The 16088-nt window shown below is 62.4% G+C and carries 16 protein-coding genes; 3 read left to right on the top strand and 13 right to left on the bottom strand.

What is annotated here, in order from left to right; genetic code table 11:
- Nucleotides 1-80 precede the first annotated feature (80 nt).
- The gene (locus PMM47T1_RS23025) at nt 81-899 is read right to left on the bottom strand and encodes an NAD-dependent epimerase/dehydratase family protein (protein WP_008373597.1); all 819 of its coding nucleotides are present in this window, start codon (nt 897-899) and stop codon (nt 81-83) included.
- Nucleotides 900-1134: 235 nt separating this feature from the next.
- Here PMM47T1_RS23025 and PMM47T1_RS23020 point away from each other — a divergent pair, with 235 nt between their 5' ends.
- Nucleotides 1135-2442: an MFS transporter gene (locus tag PMM47T1_RS23020; protein ID WP_008373596.1), complete on the top strand. Its 1308-nt coding sequence runs from the start codon at nt 1135-1137 to the stop codon at nt 2440-2442.
- 157 nt (nt 2443-2599) lie between these two features.
- Here the strand turns inward: PMM47T1_RS23020 and PMM47T1_RS23015 are convergent, their stop codons facing one another.
- Together PMM47T1_RS23015 and PMM47T1_RS23010 are read right to left on the bottom strand one after the other, a co-directional pair.
- Entirely contained in the window at nt 2600-3637 is a 1038-nt protein-coding gene (locus PMM47T1_RS23015) for an LLM class flavin-dependent oxidoreductase (RefSeq protein WP_008373595.1), read from the bottom strand.
- A 119-nt stretch (nt 3638-3756) separates the two neighbouring features.
- Nucleotides 3757-4242, bottom strand: coding sequence for a flavin reductase family protein (locus tag PMM47T1_RS23010; protein ID WP_008373594.1), 486 nt, complete (start codon nt 4240-4242; stop codon nt 3757-3759).
- Between the two features lie 184 nt (nt 4243-4426).
- Here PMM47T1_RS23010 and PMM47T1_RS23005 point away from each other — a divergent pair, with 184 nt between their 5' ends.
- On the top strand, nt 4427-5827 hold the full coding sequence (locus PMM47T1_RS23005; RefSeq protein WP_008373593.1) for a purine-cytosine permease family protein: 1401 nt from the start codon (nt 4427-4429) through the stop codon (nt 5825-5827).
- Nucleotides 5828-5969: 142 nt separating this feature from the next.
- Here PMM47T1_RS23005 and PMM47T1_RS23000 read toward each other — a convergent pair whose 3' ends face one another.
- The 5 genes from PMM47T1_RS23000 to ribBA all read right to left on the bottom strand — a co-directional run bounded on the left by PMM47T1_RS23000 (nt 5970) and on the right by ribBA (nt 11361).
- Complete coding sequence (locus PMM47T1_RS23000; RefSeq protein ID WP_008373592.1) at nt 5970-7121, bottom strand: ABC transporter ATP-binding protein; 1152 nt, start codon at nt 7119-7121, stop codon at nt 5970-5972.
- Complete coding sequence (locus PMM47T1_RS22995) at nt 7118-7939, bottom strand: ABC transporter permease (protein ID WP_043301435.1); 822 nt, start codon at nt 7937-7939, stop codon at nt 7118-7120. The genes PMM47T1_RS23000 and PMM47T1_RS22995 overlap by 4 nt, the downstream gene beginning before the upstream one ends.
- Before the next feature lie 6 nt (nt 7940-7945).
- Nucleotides 7946-8890, bottom strand: coding sequence for an ABC transporter permease (locus PMM47T1_RS22990; RefSeq protein WP_085989379.1), 945 nt, complete (start codon nt 8888-8890; stop codon nt 7946-7948).
- Nucleotides 8875-9900 (bottom strand): ABC transporter substrate-binding protein, encoded by a 1026-nt coding sequence (locus PMM47T1_RS22985; protein ID WP_008373589.1) that lies wholly within the window; start codon nt 9898-9900, stop codon nt 8875-8877. Before PMM47T1_RS22985 ends, PMM47T1_RS22990 begins: the two co-directional genes overlap by 16 nt.
- Nucleotides 9901-10251: 351 nt before the next feature.
- A complete protein-coding gene (gene ribBA / locus PMM47T1_RS22980) occupies nt 10252-11361 on the bottom strand; it encodes a bifunctional 3,4-dihydroxy-2-butanone-4-phosphate synthase/GTP cyclohydrolase II (RefSeq protein WP_008373588.1) in 1110 nt (369 codons plus the stop codon).
- A gap of 83 nt (nt 11362-11444) precedes the next feature.
- On the opposite strand from ribBA, the gene PMM47T1_RS22975 reads away from it, so the two are divergent.
- Nucleotides 11445-11753, top strand: coding sequence for a DUF1330 domain-containing protein (locus PMM47T1_RS22975; protein WP_008373587.1), 309 nt, complete (start codon nt 11445-11447; stop codon nt 11751-11753).
- On the opposite strand, the gene PMM47T1_RS22970 is transcribed toward PMM47T1_RS22975, so the two are convergent.
- The 5 genes from PMM47T1_RS22970 to PMM47T1_RS22950 form a co-directional block, all read right to left on the bottom strand.
- Nucleotides 11754-12317, bottom strand: coding sequence for an NUDIX hydrolase (locus PMM47T1_RS22970; RefSeq protein ID WP_008373586.1), 564 nt, complete (start codon nt 12315-12317; stop codon nt 11754-11756). It lies immediately after the preceding gene.
- A 2-nt stretch (nt 12318-12319) separates the two neighbouring features.
- Complete coding sequence (locus PMM47T1_RS22965; RefSeq protein WP_008373585.1) at nt 12320-13072, bottom strand: GntR family transcriptional regulator; 753 nt, start codon at nt 13070-13072, stop codon at nt 12320-12322.
- A 187-nt stretch (nt 13073-13259) separates the two neighbouring features.
- A complete protein-coding gene (locus PMM47T1_RS22960; RefSeq protein ID WP_008373584.1) occupies nt 13260-13745 on the bottom strand; it encodes a flavin reductase family protein in 486 nt (161 codons plus the stop codon).
- Between the two features lie 13 nt (nt 13746-13758).
- Nucleotides 13759-15240, bottom strand: coding sequence for an aldehyde dehydrogenase (locus PMM47T1_RS22955; protein ID WP_008373583.1), 1482 nt, complete (start codon nt 15238-15240; stop codon nt 13759-13761).
- Nucleotides 15237-16070 (bottom strand): alpha/beta fold hydrolase, encoded by an 834-nt coding sequence (locus tag PMM47T1_RS22950; RefSeq protein ID WP_008373582.1) that lies wholly within the window; start codon nt 16068-16070, stop codon nt 15237-15239. The genes PMM47T1_RS22955 and PMM47T1_RS22950 overlap by 4 nt, the downstream gene beginning before the upstream one ends.
- Nucleotides 16071-16088: the final 18 nt, after the last annotated feature.

Below are 16088 nucleotides of genomic sequence, written 5' to 3'. Positions count from 1 at the left end.
GGAACTAAGCGGTGTAGCTTTTGCGGGCAGAGCCCGCTCCTACGGCAGGTATCAACCTCAACGCAGCCGAGGTCGCGTTTTCAGTTATCGCCGAACGGTCCTGCCGCCACAAACGCCCCGCCCTGATACACCATCGTCGGATCATCTGCCGGCGGCATCGGCTGGGCTTCCACTTTCGCGCGGAACTGTTCGCTGCTGTCCTTGGGCTGGTAGCCCAGGTGCGCGGCGTAGCGGTTGTCCCACCAGGTGGTCTTGTTGTTCGATGCGCCGTACACCACGGTGTGGCCAATGTTGTCGGTGTACAGGCCGCGGGCGATCAACTGGGTCAGGTCTTCGAAACTCAGCCAGGTGCTGAGCATGCGGCGGTTCTGTGGCTCGGCGAACGATGAGCCGATGCGGATGGTCAGGGTTTCGATGCCGTAGCGGTCGAAATAGAAGCTGGCCATGTCTTCGCCGTAGCACTTGCTCAGGCCGTAGTAGCTGTCCGGGCGGCGGGGGCTTTGGGCATCGATCACTTCGGTCTGCTTATGGAAGCCGATCACGTGGTTGGAGCTGGCGAAAATCACCCGCTTCACGCCATGGCGACGGGCGGCTTCATAGATATGAAACACCCCGCAGATGTTGGCGCCCAGGATTTCTTCGAACGGGCGCTCTACCGACACCCCACCAAAATGCACGATGGCGTCCACACCTTCCACCAGGTGATGCACCGCCTGTTTGTCGGAAAGGTCGCAGACCTGGATTTCTTCCTGTTTGTGGTCCGCTGGCGCGATGTTGGCGATGTCAGACAGGCGCAGCGTACGGCAGAAGGGCTTCAGGCGTTCGCGCAGTTCTTTGCCCAGGCCGCCAGCGGCACCGGTCAGCAGTAGGCGGTTGAAGGGTTTGCTGGGGGAAGTCATGGGCGGCACGGGCCTCTTGTAAGTTATTGTTTGCTCGATGTCATCGTACAACGTGGCGCGGATTATTCAGATCCGGAGTGCTGACTGTCAATCGTCACTAGACCAAATGGCCCATTGACAGCAAAACCTGGCAATCGTTATAAGGTAGTTATACGACAACGTATAACATTATGTGTCAAAGCGCGACTCTCTTGGGTAACGCTCACCTAATCAAAAAAACAATCAAGGTGAAGTGATGAAGATTAAAGGCATCCGTTGGTGGATGGTCGCCCTGGTCATGGGTGGCCTGATCGTCAACTACCTGGCCCGTAACACCCTCTCGGTCGCAGCGCCCACGATGATGAGCGAGCTGACCATCTCCACCGAGCAGTATTCTCACATCGTAGTCGCCTGGCAGATTTGCTATGCGCTGATGCAGCCGGTTGCCGGCTATGTGCTGGATGCCATCGGTACCAAGATGGGCTTCGCGGTGTTCGCCATTGCCTGGTCGCTGGCCTGCGCCGGCGCGGCGATGGCCACCGGCTGGCAGAGCCTGGCCTTCCTGCGTGGCCTGCTGGGCCTGACCGAAGCGGCGGGCCTGCCCGCTGGCGTCAAGGCCACTACCGAGTGGTTCCCGGCCAAAGAGCGTTCTGTGGCCATCGGCTGGTTCAACATCGGCTCCTCGGTGGGCGCGCTGTTGGCGCCGCCATTGGTGGTGTGGGCCATCCTGCACAGCGGCTGGCAGTTGGCGTTCCTGATTGTCGGCGCGGCCGGCATTGTCTGGAGTGTGGGCTGGCTGTTCCTGTACAAGCACCCGCGCGACCAGAAGCGCCTGAGCGACGAAGAACGCGAGTACATCCTCAGTGGCCAGGAAGCGCATTTCAAGGAAGAACCCAAGCAGCGCGGCAGCTGGAAAAAGATCGTCGCCAGCCGCAACTTCTACGCTATCGCCTCGGCGCGCATTCTCTCCGAGCCGGCCTGGCAGACCTTCAACGCCTGGATCCCGCTGTACCTGATGACCGAACGGCACATGAACATCAAGGAAATTGCCATGTTCGCCTGGCTGCCGTTCCTGGCAGCGGACCTGGGTTGTGTGCTGGGCGGCTACCTGAGCCCTATCTTCCACCGCTACTGCAAGGTGTCGCTGTTCACCTCGCGTAAAATGGTCATGCTGTTCGGTTGCTCCTGCATGATCGGCCCGGCGTGCATCGGCCTGGTTGATAGCCCGTACATGGCCATTGCCCTGCTGTGCGTAGGCGGTTTCGCTCACCAGACCCTGTCGGGTGCGCTGTATGCAATTACCTCCGACTCGTTCGGCAAGAACGAAGTGGCCACCGCCACCGGTGCCGGCGGCATGTTCGGCTTCCTCGGCGCTGCCGCGTTCACCGCGGTGTTTGGTGTGCTGGTGACCCAGGTAGGTTACAGCCCGCTGTTCGTGGTGCTGGCGATTTTCGACATCATTGCGGCGATCATTGTGTGGACCGTGGCGCGGGAAGTGGTGCGGATCAAGCCGGTGGAGGATGCGCCGGGTGCGGTGCAGGGCGGGGCGGTGGTGGGGTCTTGATACCTGGCGCTCGTTAGTAAAAAGCCGGCTCTTTGAGGCCGGCTTTTTTATTTCGGGTAACGCTGTCACCTTGTGGGACCGGGTGAAGCTGGGGAAGCGAACGCCTCGCCACGTGTGCCTGGCGCGTTCCCGAGCTTCGCCCGGCCCCACAACGTTTTCAGCGGAAGGCTGGCACCACCTGGTCGATGAAGAGTTGTAGCGACTTGCGCTTCTCTTCATGGGGCAAGCTGTTGTCACACCAGAAGCTGAACTCATCCACCCCCAGTTCCTGGTAATGCTTGATACGCGCAACGATCTCTTCCGGGGTGCCGATCATGGTGTTCTTGCGGATGTTCTCCAGCTGGAACTCCGGGCGTTCGGCGAATTTTTCTTCCGGGCTTGGGTCGAGGAAGCCGTTGACCGGCACGGTCTTGTTGCCAAACCAGGCATCAAAGGTGCGGTAGAAACGCGAGATGGCCTTGGCGCCCACCTGCCAGCCATCCGGGTCGTCCTTGGCGTGCACGTGGGTGTGGCGCAGTACCATCAGTTGCGGGCGCGGGACATCTGGGTTGTTGGCCAGCGCGGCTTCGAACTTGTTCTTCAGGTCCACCACTTCTTCGTCGCCTTTCATCAGCGGCGTGACCATCACGTTGCAACCGTTGGCCACGGCGAAGTTGTGCGAGTCCGGGTCACGGGCGGCGATCCAGATCGGTGGGGTACGCACTGGTTTCGGTACGCTGGTGGAGGTGGGGAATTTCCAGATTTCGCCGTCGTGAGCGTAGTCGCCTTCCCACAGCTTGCGCACCACCGGCACCATTTCGCGCAGGGCGTTGCCGCCGCTGCTGGCGGGCATGCCGCCGGCCATGCGGTCGAACTCCACCTGGTACGCACCACGGGCCAGGCCCACTTCCATGCGGCCGTTGCTGATCACGTCCAGCAGGGCGCATTCACCGGCTACCCGCAGCGGGTGCCAGAACGGCGCGATGATGGTGCCGGCGCCCAGGTGAATGGTCTCAGTCTTGCCGGCCAGGTAGGCCAGCAGCGGCATGGGGCTTGGCGAAATGGTGTATTCCATGGCGTGGTGTTCGCCGATCCACACGGTGCTGAAGCCACCTTTTTCGGCCATCAGGGTCAGCTCGGTCAGGTCTTCGAACAGTTGCCGGTGGCTGACTTTCTCGTCCCAGCGTTCCATATGCACGAACAGGGAAAACTTCATGACGCGTACCTCGGATCTTTTGTTTTTGGCCTGCCAAAAGCGAGCCTGATGCTGTGGGGAGCGCTAGGCGCTGCGGTCGTATTATTGGTATACCATAATACCAATAATCTGCAATGCCTTTATGCGAAGGCGGGCAGCGCGCCCATCTTGCCGCGGCAGTACACCAGCGGGCTGTTGCCCTGGTTCGGCACGATCAAATTTTTCACCGCGCCCACCATGATGGCGTGGTCGCCGCCTTCGTATTCACGCCACAACTCGCACTCGATGATTGCCACGGCGTTGGCCAGCAGCGGGTTACCCAGTTCGCTGAGGGTCCACTCGATGCCGGCTGCCTTGTCCTTGCCCTTGCTTGCGAAGGCATAGGCTTCGGCCTGCTGCTGGCCGGAAAGCAGATGAATGGCAAAGCGCTTGTTCTTGATCAGCACCGGGTAGGAATCGGAGCTGTAGTTGGGGCAGAACAGCACCAGGGCGGGGTCGATGGACAGGGAGCTGAAGGCACTGGCAGTGAGGCCCACGACCTGGCCGTGGTCGTCCAGGGTGGTGATTACGGTGACGCCAGAGGGGAAGGAGCCCATGACGTTCTTGTAGACGGTGGCGTCGATCATTACGTGTTCCTCGGCAAGCGGCTGTAGGGTTTTTATGCGGCTTTGTTTGTCTGATGGTATACCGACTTTTCACTTGTGGAAAGTTTGGAATACCATAATATGGTGTTCATTCGAGAGGGCGTCGATGAACGGCCTCCGAATTGCATTTCCATACAAAGACAAGAACAGAGAATCGAGTGCACCCATGTCCCAAATGCCAGAACAGACGCAGTTGATCGAAAACCATACGGTGGATTACGTGCCGTTAGCAGAGCGCCATGGGAAGGCGCGCGATCTCTTTACCTTGTGGTTCAGCACCAACATCGCCCCGTTGCCCATTGTCACCGGCGCCATGGTGGTCCAGGTATTCCACCTCAACCTACTGTGGGGGCTGATCGCCATCGCCCTTGGGCACATGATTGGCGGGGTAGTGATTGCCTTGGCGTCGGCCCAGGGCCCGCGCATGGGCATCCCGCAAATGGTGCAAAGCCGTGGCCAGTTCGGCCGATATGGCGCGCTGCTGATCGTGTTTTTCGCGGCGATTATCTACGTCGGCTTCTTCATCTCCAACATCGTGCTGGCAGGTGAATCGATTCACGGCATGGTCAGCGAAATTCCCCTGACGGGCGGTATCATCATCGGCGCGCTGAGCGCTACGGCCATTGGCGTGATTGGCTACCGCTTTATCCATACCCTCAACCGCATCGGCACCTGGGTGATGGGCAGCGCGCTGCTGGCCGGGTTCTTCATGATCTTCAGCCATGACCTGCCGCTGGACTTCTTCAGCCGGGGTGCCTTCAACCTGTCGGGCTTCCTGGCCACGGTGTCGCTGGGCATCATCTGGCAGATCAGCTTCTCACCCTACGTGTCGGACTATTCGCGCTACTTGCCGGCGGACATCGGCATCGCCCGGCCGTTTTTCGCCACCTACGCGGGCGCGTGCCTGGGCACCATTTTGTCGTTCAGCTTCGGTGCGGTTGCCGTGCTGGCCACGCCTGAAGGCACCGAGGCCATGGCGGCTGTGAAGCAGGCCACCGGTGGCCTGGGGCCGATTCTGATGGTGCTGTTCCTGCTCAACATCATCAGCCACAACGCCTTGAACCTGTATGGCGCCACGCTCTCCATCGTCACCTCCATCCAGACGTTTGCCGGCAGCTGGACGCCGAGCATCAAGGTGCGGGTGGCTTTGTCGGCGGTGGTGCTGACCGGCTGCTGCTTCATGGCGCTGGGCGCTTCGTCGCACTTTATCTCGCACTTCATCGGCCTGATCCTGGCGCTGCTGTTGGTGCTGGTGCCGTGGGCGTCGATCAACCTGATCGACTTCTACCTGATCAAGCGTGGCAGCTATGACATTGCTTCGATCTTTGCCGCCGATGGCGGGATTTATGGGCGGTTCAATCCCCATGCGATCGTGGCGTATTTCATTGGCATCATCGTGCAGTTGCCGTTTGCCAATACGTCGCTGTATGTGGGGCCGTGGGCCAATCTGGTTGACGGGGTGGACCTGTCGTGGCTGGTGGGGCTGGCGGTGACTTGCCCATTGTATTGGTGCCTGGCCACGCGTAACGGCCGTGCCCAGCCCGCATGGGCAACGCATACCCGTTAGGAGCAGACTGTGTCCTTGAAGCAGGCGGCGCGGTGGTTCAGGTATTACGCGGCGTAGCCTTCGCGGGCGCGGCCCGCTCCTACAGGATTGCGGTAGACGTAAAAAAGGCGCCGGTCAGGCGCCTTTTTCTTTGCGGGCAAACTCAGTGCGCGCCAGCCGCCTTGTTCAGGTCACCTTCGGCCCACTGGGTATACACACACGCATCCGCCGTGGCCCAGCGCACGCGCACGGCATCGCCGGCCTTGAGGGGCATGCCCGCCGCGCTCAGGGCCTTGACGGTCATGGGCGTGCCGCCGGTGGTGACCACGCTGCAGGTCTGGCTTTCGCCCAGGAACAACACCTCGGTGACCTTGGCCGCCACTTCGTTCCAGCCCGCTTGCAGGGGCAGTTGGTTGGCCTGTTCCACGCTCAGGGCCTGGGCCTTTTCCGGGCGCACCATGAGCAGGATGTCCTGGTCGGTGCGCAAGCCAGCGGTCAGGCGGATGGACAGCGGCTGGTTGCCGAAGCTGGCCGAAGCATTACCCTGGGCCTTGAGTTTGAGGAAGTTGGAGTTGCCCAGGAACGATGCCACGAAGGCATTCGGCGGGTTCTGGTACAGGTCGTAGCCGGTGCCCAGGCCCACGATCTTGCCGTGGCTGAAAATGGCGATGCGCTGGGACAGGCGCATGGCTTCTTCCTGGTCGTGGGTGACGTAAACGATGGTGATGCCCAGCCGCCGGTGCAACTGGCGCAGTTCGTCTTGCAGGTCTTCACGCAGTTTCTTGTCCAGGGCGCCGAGGGGTTCGTCCATCAGCAGAATGCGTGGCTCGTACACCAGGGCGCGGGCGATGGCCACGCGCTGTTGCTGGCCGCCGGACATTTGCGAAGGGCGGCGATGGGCGAAGGATTCGAGTTGCACCAGCTTGAGCATGGCATCGACGCGCTTGTTCACTTCGGCGGTGGAGTGCTTGCGGATGCTCAGCGGGAAGCCGATGTTGTCGCGTACCGACAAGTGCGGGAACAGCGAATAGCGCTGGAATACCATGCCGATGTCGCGCTTGTGCGGCGGCACGTTCACCAGTGACTGGCCATTGACCAGGATCTCGCCGCTGCTGGGCGTTTCAAAGCCGGCCAGCATCGACAGGGTGGTGCTTTTGCCCGAGCCGCTGGAGCCCAGGAAGGTGAGGAATTCGCCGTCCTGTATGTCCAGGGAAATGTTGTCCACAGCGGCAAAGTCGCCGTAATGTTTGTTCAGGTTACGCAGGCTGACCAGGGTTTTGCCCGGTTGCGCGGTTTCGTTGATCACGGCACTCATTTGGAAACTCCCAGACGCATTTCATTGCGCCGACGCAGGGCGGCGGCGATGACCATCACCAGCACCGACAGGGCAATCAACAGCGTCGAAGCGACGGCGATCACCGGGGTCAGATCCTGGCGCAGGGTGGTCCACATTTTCACGGGCAGGGTTTGCAGGGTAGGGCTGGCCATCATCACGCTCAGCACCACTTCGTCCCACGACACCAGAAAGGCAAACAGGCCGCCGGCAACCATGCCCGGGCGAATGCCGGGGAAGGTGACCTTGAAAATCGCCTGCAAGCGTGAGGCGCCGCAAATGACTGCGGCGTCCTCGATGGATTGGTCGAACAGCTTCAGCGAGTTGATGATGGAGATGATGGTGAACGGCAACGCCACGATCACGTGGCTGACCACAAACGCGAACAGCGTGCCGGTGTAGCCCAGCTTGAGGAACAGCGCGTACACCGCCACGGCGATGATCACCAGCGGCACGATCATTGGCAGGGTAAACAGGCCATAGAGCAGGTCGCGGCCAGGGAACTTGCCGCGCACCAGGGCGAAGGCCGTGGGCAGGCCCAGGGCTACCGCGAAAATGGTCGTCAGTACCGCCACTTTCAAGCTCGACAGTGCCGCGTCCATCCAGTCGGCGTTGGAGAAAAACTGCACATACCATTTGGTCGTCCAGCCCGGCGGCGGAAACACCAGCCATTGCGATGAGCCGAACGACAGCAGCACGATGAACACAATGGGCAGCAGCAGGAACAGCGCGATGATGCCCGTGGTGGTGTACAGGCCAAAACGCATCCGTGTGCTCATGGCATTGGGGGTCAGGAGCATGTCGGTTTACCTCGCGTTGCTGGAGCCGACCGGGCTTTCCGGTTGCAGCTTCAGGTAGAAGTAGAACAGCACCAGGGTGATGACGATCAGCAAGGCGGCGGCCGCGCTGGCCAAGCCCCAGTTGAGGAACGACTGCACCTGCTGGACGATGAACTCGGGCAGCATCATGTTCTGCGCGCCGCCCAACAGTGCGGGCGTCACGTAGTACCCCAGGGACATCACGAACACCATCAAGGCGCCGGAAAACAGCCCCGAGCGGCACAGCGGCAAAAACACCCGGAAGAAGTTGGTCCACGGGCTGGCGCCGCAAATGGCGCCGGCCTGCAACACCATCGGGTCGATGGCCTGCATGGTGGCCTGCAACGGCAGCACGATGAACGGGATCATGATGTAGCTCATGCCGATCACCACGCCGGTGAGGTTATGCACCATCTCCAGCGGTTGATCGATGATGCCCATGGCCATCAGCGCCTTGTTGATCACGCCGCTGGCCTGCAACAGCACCAGCCACGAATAAGTGCGCGCCAGCAGGCTGGTCCACATCGACAGCAGCACGATGTTCAGCAACCAGCGCCCCCAGCCACGCGGTACCAGGGTGATCACCCAGGCCAGGGGGAAGCCCAGCAGCACGCTGAACAGCGTCACCAGGCCGGCCACCGAGAAGGTGTTGAACAACACCCGGGCGTAGGCCGAGTTGGCGAACAGTTCCTGGTAGTTGCCCAGGCCCGGCACCGGTTCCAGCACGCCGCGCAACAACAGGCCGATCAGCGGTGCGAAAAAGAACAGCCCAAGGAACAGCAGGGCCGGCAGCAGGTTGCGGCTGCCGCGCCAGCGTTGGGCCAACGTGGGTGTGTTCATGACTACCGCCTTCGGGGTGACGCCGACAGCGCGGGGCGCGCTGTCGTTGCCGTGGCGGGGGGTAGCCGCCGTCATCTTCATTTGACCAGCCATTCGTTCCACCGTGTCGCGATAGCCGGGCCATTTTTGGCCCAGTAGGCGAAGTCGAGGGTGATCTGATCCTTAGCGTAGGCAGTGGGCAGGTTTGGCGCGAGTTCAGGCTTGAGCAAGCTCACGCTGTCTTTGTTCACCGGGGCGTAGGCGGTCAGGTTGGCGAAGTCGGCCTGGCCCTTGGCCGAGCTGGAATTGGCCAGGAACTTCATGGCCGCGTCCTTGTTTTTCGAGCCCTTGGGGATGACCAGGAAATCGGCCATGACCAGGTTCTGCTTCCAGCTCACGCCCACGGGCGCGCCGTCCTGTTGCAGGGCGTAGATGCGGCCGTTCCAGAACTGGCCGATGCTGGCTTCACCCGAGGCCAGCAGTTGCTGGGACTGGGCGCCACCGCCCCACCACACGATGTCTTTCTTGATGGTGTCGAGTTTCTTGAAGGCGCGGTCCAGGTCCAGCGGGTAGAGCTTGTCGGCGGGCACGCCGTCGGCCAGCAGGGCCAGTTCCAGCACGCCGGGGCTTGGCCATTTGTACAGGGCGCGTTTGCCAGGGTAGGTTTTGGTATCGAACAGGGCGGTCCAGTCCTGAGGCTTGCCGGCACCCAGCTTGCCTTCGTTGTAGCCCAGCACGAAGGAGAAGTAAAACGAGCCCACACCGTGGTCGCCCACGAAACGCGGGTCGATCTTGTCGCGGTCAATCACCTTGAAGTCCAGCGGTTCGAGCAAGCCTTCGGCGGCGGCGCGCAGGGCGAAGTCCGCTTCCACGTCAACCACGTCCCATTGCACGTTGCCGCTGTCGACCATGGCCTTGAGTTTGCCGTAGTCGGTAGGGCCGTCCTGCACCACCTTGATGTTGGCTTGCTGGCTGAAGGGCTCGGCCCATGCGGCCTTTTGCGCGTCCTGGGTGGAGCCACCCCAGCTGACGAAGCTCATGCTGTCGGCGGCAAATGCAACGCTTGTGGATACGGCCAGAATGCTGGCGGCGAGAACCGCGGTAGCACCTTTGTTGAACACCATTTGTACGCCCTCATTTGTTGTGTTTTGAGCGGGCTGTTACAACGCCCGCCTTTCGGGAGCAGTGGGTCCAGGGGACCTGGTAATGGTCGACCGCGTCAGGGCTTGTTGTTTGTGCTGTCCCTGGCGGGCGCACCTGACACATTCTTTCGGTCTACTGGAATATCATATTATGGTATTCCAAGATTTGTACAAGAGTTTCGCCTTACCGGCTATCTGCACGTGGTCAGGTTGTCCTCTATTTGCGTGGGCGCAGGCTCTGCCCGCGAAGAAGGCACCGCGAACGTCAATGGCACCGCAGCGTTCTTTTCGCGGGCAGGGCCCGCGCCCACAAAAGCGCTGCAGCACCCTCGGTCAAGCGGTGAAAGGGATGCTTTCCACGACCTCCAAGTCATAACCCGTCAGGCCCGCATATTTCAGCGGCGGCCCCAGGTGGCGCAATTTGCCCACGCCGATGTCCTGCAGAATCTGCGCGCCGGTACCCACCTCTGAATAAATCCGCGACTGCGACCGGCTGTACTGCCGGGGTGGCTGGGTGAGCTGCGGCACGCGTTCCAGCAAGGCCTGGGACGATTCATGGTTGGCCAGCACCACCACCACGCCGCGGCCTTCCTCCGCCACGCGCTGCAACGCTGCCCACAGGGTCCAGTTACTGGGCCCGCTGTACTCGGCGCCCACCAGGTCGCGCAGTGGATCGATCACGTGGACGCGCACCAGGGTTGGGTCGTCGCGGCGAATGTCGCCCATCACCATGGCCATGTGCACGCCGCCTTCGATGCGGTCTTCATAGGTAATCAGGCGGAAGGTGCCGTGCACGGTGGGCAGGTCGCGCTCGCCGTTACGCACGATGGTGTGCTCGGTGCTGAGGCGGTAGTGGATGAGGTCGGCAATGGTGCCGATCTTGATGCCGTGCTTGCGTGCGAACACTTCCAGGTCGGGGCGGCGAGCCATGGTGCCGTCGTCGTTCATCACTTCGACGATCACCGCCGCGGGGGTAAAACCGGCCAGGCGGGCCAGGTCGCAACCGGCTTCGGTGTGGCCGGCGCGGGTGAGTACGCCGCCTTCGCGGGCACGCAAGGGAAAGATGTGCCCCGGCTGCACAATGTCATGGGCCGTGGCGCCAGCCGCCACGGCGGCCTGCACGGTGCGCGCGCGGTCGGCGGCGCTGATACCGGTCGTCACCCCAGTGGCGGCTTCGATGGACACGGTAAACGCGGTGGCGAACACACTGCCGTTGGCCGGCACCATCTGCTCCAGCCCCAGGCGTTGGCAGTGCTCGTCAGTCAGCGTCAGGCAGATCAGGCCACGGGCCTCGCGGGCCATGAAACTGATGTCGGCGGCGGTGCAGCGGTCGGCTGCCAGCAGCAGGTCGCCTTCGTTTTCTCTATCCTCATCGTCGACCAGCAATACCATCTTGCCCTGGCGGAAGTCTTCGATGATTTCTTCGGTGCTATTGAAGGCCATGTGTTGTCTCACCTATAGCTGGCAGGCTGTATCGTTATTCTGGTATACCATAATACAATTTTAACGGGAACGTCGAGGTAGTAATGAAGGCTTATTGGATAGCCCAGGTAGATGTCACCGACCCTGAGCAATACACCGAGTACACCCAGCGCGCCCCCACGGCGTTCGCCCTGTACGGTGCCAGGTTTCTTGCCCGCGGTGGGCGCAGCATTGCCATGGAAGGGCGCGAGACCCCGCAGCGCAGCGTGGTGATCGAGTTCCCCTCGTACCAGCACGCCATCGACTGCTACAACTCGCCCGAATATCAGCAGGCCAAGGCCCAACGCGAAGGCGCGGCCACCGCTGAAATCATCATAGTCGAGGGGTACCCGCTGGGAGACGACGCGGCGTGATCAACGAATGAAGTGGATCTTGCCGCTGTCGTCATTGCCCATGTAGATGCCATACACCCCGGCCTGGCGCTCCTCGATATAGCGTTCGAGGATCTGCCGGATGGCCGGGTAGTAGATGGCGTCCCAGGGGATGTCTTGGGGGGCGAAGAAGCGGTAGTCGAGGGTTTCCGGGCCGAAGGCGCCGGTGATTTCCACGGCGATGGCGCGGAAGATGATGTACACCTCGCTGATGCGCGGCACGCTGAAGATGGAATAGGGTGAGACGATGTCGGCGCGCACGCCGGTCTCTTCCCATACTTCGCGCACGGCCGCCTGCTCGGTGGTTTCCCCGGCTTCCATGAAGCCTGCCGGCAGCGTCCAGGTGCCAGGGCGCGGGGGGATGGCGCGCTGGCACAGCAAGTACTTGCCGTCCTGCTCGATGATGCAGCCGGCAATGATCTTCGGGTTGATGTAGTGGATGTAGCCGCAGCCCGTGCACATCAGCCGTTCATGGGTGTCGCCGTCGGGTACCTGGTGAACCAGGTGGGCGGCACCGCATTGTGGGCAGAAGCGCGGGCTGGGCATGATCAGCTACCTATGCGGGGTTCTTTCTGGACGATGGGCGTGGCGATGTCGCGCAGCTTGCTGGTGTCGTTCTGCTTCAGGCGCAGGTAGTCCAGCGCCACTTTCGCGGCAGCGCGCACGTGGTCCACCGAGGCTTGGTGCGCGGCCAGCGGGTCGCCGCTCTTGATGGCCGCGACAATGCGTTCCATTTCCTGGTTGCTGGCGCCGCGGCGGTTTTCCTGGGACACCGAGGTAGCCCGCAGGTAGCTGATGCGCGCCTGCAACTGGCGCAGCTGAGTAGCGGCCACATGGTTGCCCGAGCCTTCCAGCAGCACGTCGTAGAAGCCTTGCACCGAGTCCAGCACCTGAGTCAGTTCGCCTTCATTGAGCGCCTTGCGGTTCTCGTCCAGGGCTTTTTCCAGGGCGCGGATGTCCTTGGCCTTGGCGTTCAGGGTGAACAACTGCACGATCAGGCCTTCGAGCACGCAGCGCAGCTCGTAGATGTCGCGTGCGTCTTCCAGGGTAATGATGGCCACGCGCGGGCCCTTGGCGTCGGCGAATTCCACCAGGCCTTCGGATTCCAGGTGGCGCAGGGCTTCACGCACCGAGGTACGGCTGACCCCCAGGCGGTCGCACAGGTCGCGCTCTACCAGGCGGTCGCCGGGCAGCAGCTGGAAATTCATGATGGCGCTGCGCAGTTTTTCCAGCACGATTTCGCGCAGGGTGACCGGGTTGCGATTGACCTTGAAGCTGTCGTCGAGTGGCAGGCGTTTCATTGGGTCCGCTCTGATTAGTGGGGTGGATACCTCAGGGCCGGAATGGGGGCCGGACAAGGGCCGAAAATCATGGGCGAGTTTATCACGCAAACGGTCAGGTTGAATCGGCTGGCCTGTTCGCGGGCACGACCCGCTCCTACCGGGCGTAATTGGCCCTTGTAGAAGCGGGCCGTGCCCGCGAACAGGTTTAACCGATGCTGGGCAACGCCCCAAGCTTGCCCTTGTGATAGACCATCGGGGTCACAGGGTCCGCCGGCAATATCAGGTTTTTCACCTGGCCGACGATGATGGCGTGGTCACCACCATCGTATTCACGCCACAACTCGCATTCGATGATAGCCGTGGCCTTGGCCAGCAGCGGGTTGCCCAGCTCGCTCAGGTGCCATTCGATGCCCTGGGCCTTGTCTTTGCCCTTGCCGGCAAAGGCGTAGGCCTCGGCCTTCTGGTCGGCGGACAGCAGGTGAATGGCGAAGCGCTTGCTGTCGCGCAGCACCGGGTAGGTGTCGGACGCGTAGTTGGGGCAGAACAGCACCAGCGCCGGGTCGATGGACAGGGCGCTGAAAGCGCTGGCGGTGATGCCGACGATGCCGCCTTCCGGGTCCAGGGTGGTCACCACGGTGACGCCGGACGGGAATGACGCCATTACTTCTTTGTAGATGCCGGGTTCGATCATGGCAGCGGGTCTCTTAACGCATCACAAAAGGGTCGGGCATGGGGGCCTGCGAGAGGTTGATCCACACGGTTTTCAGTTCCGTGTAGGCCAGCACCGAATCGATGCCGCTCTCGCGGCCATAGCCGCTGTTCTTGAAACCGCCGATCGGGGCCATGGCCGAGACAGCGCGGTAGGTATTGACCCAGATAATGCCCGAACGCACGTCGCGGGCCAAACGGTGGGCGCGGCCCAGGTCGCGGGTCCAGATGCCGGCGGCCAGGCCGAACTGCGAGTCGTTGGCGATGGCCAGCGCTTGGGCTTCGGTCTTGAAGCGGATAACCGAGGCCACGGGGCCGAACACTTCTTCCTGCATGATCTTCATCGAGTTGCTGTTGCACTCGAACAGGGTGGGCTCGTAGTACCAGCCGTCGCTGTCGCTCTGCGCGCGCTTGCCGCCGGTGCGCAGGGTAGCGCCTTCGGCGATGGCGGCGGCCACCAGGCCCTCGACCACGGCCAACTGTTGAGCGGTGGCCATGGGGCCCATTTCGCTGGTTTCATCCTGCGGGTTGCCGATGCGGATGCGCTGGGCGCGCTCCACCAAGCGGGTCACGAACTCGTCGTAGATCTCGTCCTGCACCAACAGGCGCGAACCGGACACGCAGCTTTGGCCCGACGCCGCGTAGATGCCGGCCACGGCACCGTTGATGGCGCTGTCCAGGTCGGCGTCGGCGAAGATGATGTTCGGTGACTTGCCGCCCAGTTCCAGCGACAGCTTGGCGAAGTTCTCGGCGCTGCTGCGCACCACATGGCGCGCGGTGGCGGCGCCGCCGGTGAAGGCAATCTTGCGCACCAGCGGGTGGCGGGTCAGGGCTGCGCCGGTGCTGGGGCCGTAGCCGGTGACCACGTTGACCACGCCCGGCGGAATGCCGGCTTCCAGGGCCAGGCGCGCCAGCTCAAGGATGGTGGCTGACGCATGCTCCGAGGGCTTGAGCACGATGGTGTTGCCCGCGGCCAAGGCCGGGGCCAGCTTGATGGCGGTGAGGTACAGCGGGCTGTTCCACGGGATGATCCCGGCTACCACGCCGATGGGTTCGTGCACGGTGTAGGCAAACAGGTCAGGCTTGTCCAGCGGCAGTGTGCCGCCTTCCAGCTTGTCGGCCAGGCCTGCGGTGTAATGGAAGAACTCGGGCAGGTAGCCCACCTGGCCGCGGGTTTCGCGGATCAGCTTGCCGTTGTCGCGGCTTTCCAGCTGGGCCAGTTGCTCCTTGTTCTCGGCAATCAGGTCACCCAGGCGGCGCAGCAGCTTGCCTCGGGCGGTGGCGGTCAAACCACGCCAGGCCGGGCTTTCAAAGGCTTTCTGCGCCGATTGCACGGCACGTTCCACATCGGCTTCATCGGCGTCGGGCAGCGCGGCCCAGGCTTGCGCCGTGGCCGGGTTGAGGCTTTCGAAGGTCTTGCCGGACAGGGCATCAACCCACTGGCCGTCGATGCACATCTGAAAGGTTGCGAGCGTCATGCAACGATCCCCTTGGCGTGGTTCTGGAGGGTGAGCGCGTGGGCGAGGAATTCCAGCAGCATCTGGTTCACCAGGCGCGGCGACTCTACCGGCATCATATGCCGTTGTTCGTCGAGCACGGCAACTTGCGCGCCAGGAATGCGTTCGGCCAGCTCCCGGGCCATCAGCGGCGTGGACCCGGGGTCCAGCTCGCCGGTGGCGATCAGCGTCGGCACCTGAATAGTGGCCAGGTCGTCGACGCGGTACATGTCCTGGGTGGCGAACAGCTCATAGGTGGTCAGGTAACCCTGGGGGTCATTGCCGGCCAGGGTCTGGCGGATCGCGGCAATCTGCGCCGGGTTGGCGGCCTGGTATTCGCGGCTGAACCAGCGCGACAGGGCGGCTTCGGCGTTGGCGTCCGGGCCGTGTTCGGCGGCCTGGGCGGTGCGGGCGATCACGCCGGCACGTTGTTCGGCACTGCGGTTGAATACGCTGTTGAGCACCACCAGCCCCGACAGGCGCGTGGGGTGGTGCAAGGCAAAGGCGCGCGCCACCAGGCCGCCCATCGAGAAACCGATGACGATGGCCTGGGGGATCTGCAGGTGGTCGAGCAGTTCCAGCAATTGGTCGGCATAACCGCCCAGCGGCGTGCCGGCGGCGGGGCGCGGGCTGGCGCCGTGGCCGAGCATGTCGTAGGCAATGACACTGTAATGCGGGGCCAGGCCAACGATCTGGCCGCCCCACATTTCTTTGTTCAGGCCCACGCCATGGATCAGGATCACGGGGTGGCCTTGGCCGGTCGCCAGGTAACTGGTGCCGGCCGGGGTAGTTTCAGCGGTAGGCCGAATCATGGAACGCTCCTGCAAGCC

The organism is Pseudomonas sp. M47T1 (assembly GCF_000263855.1).
In the GTDB taxonomy this organism is placed as follows: Bacteria; Pseudomonadota; Gammaproteobacteria; order Pseudomonadales; family Pseudomonadaceae; genus Aquipseudomonas.
This window is presented reverse-complemented; position numbering and strand designations above follow the sequence as displayed.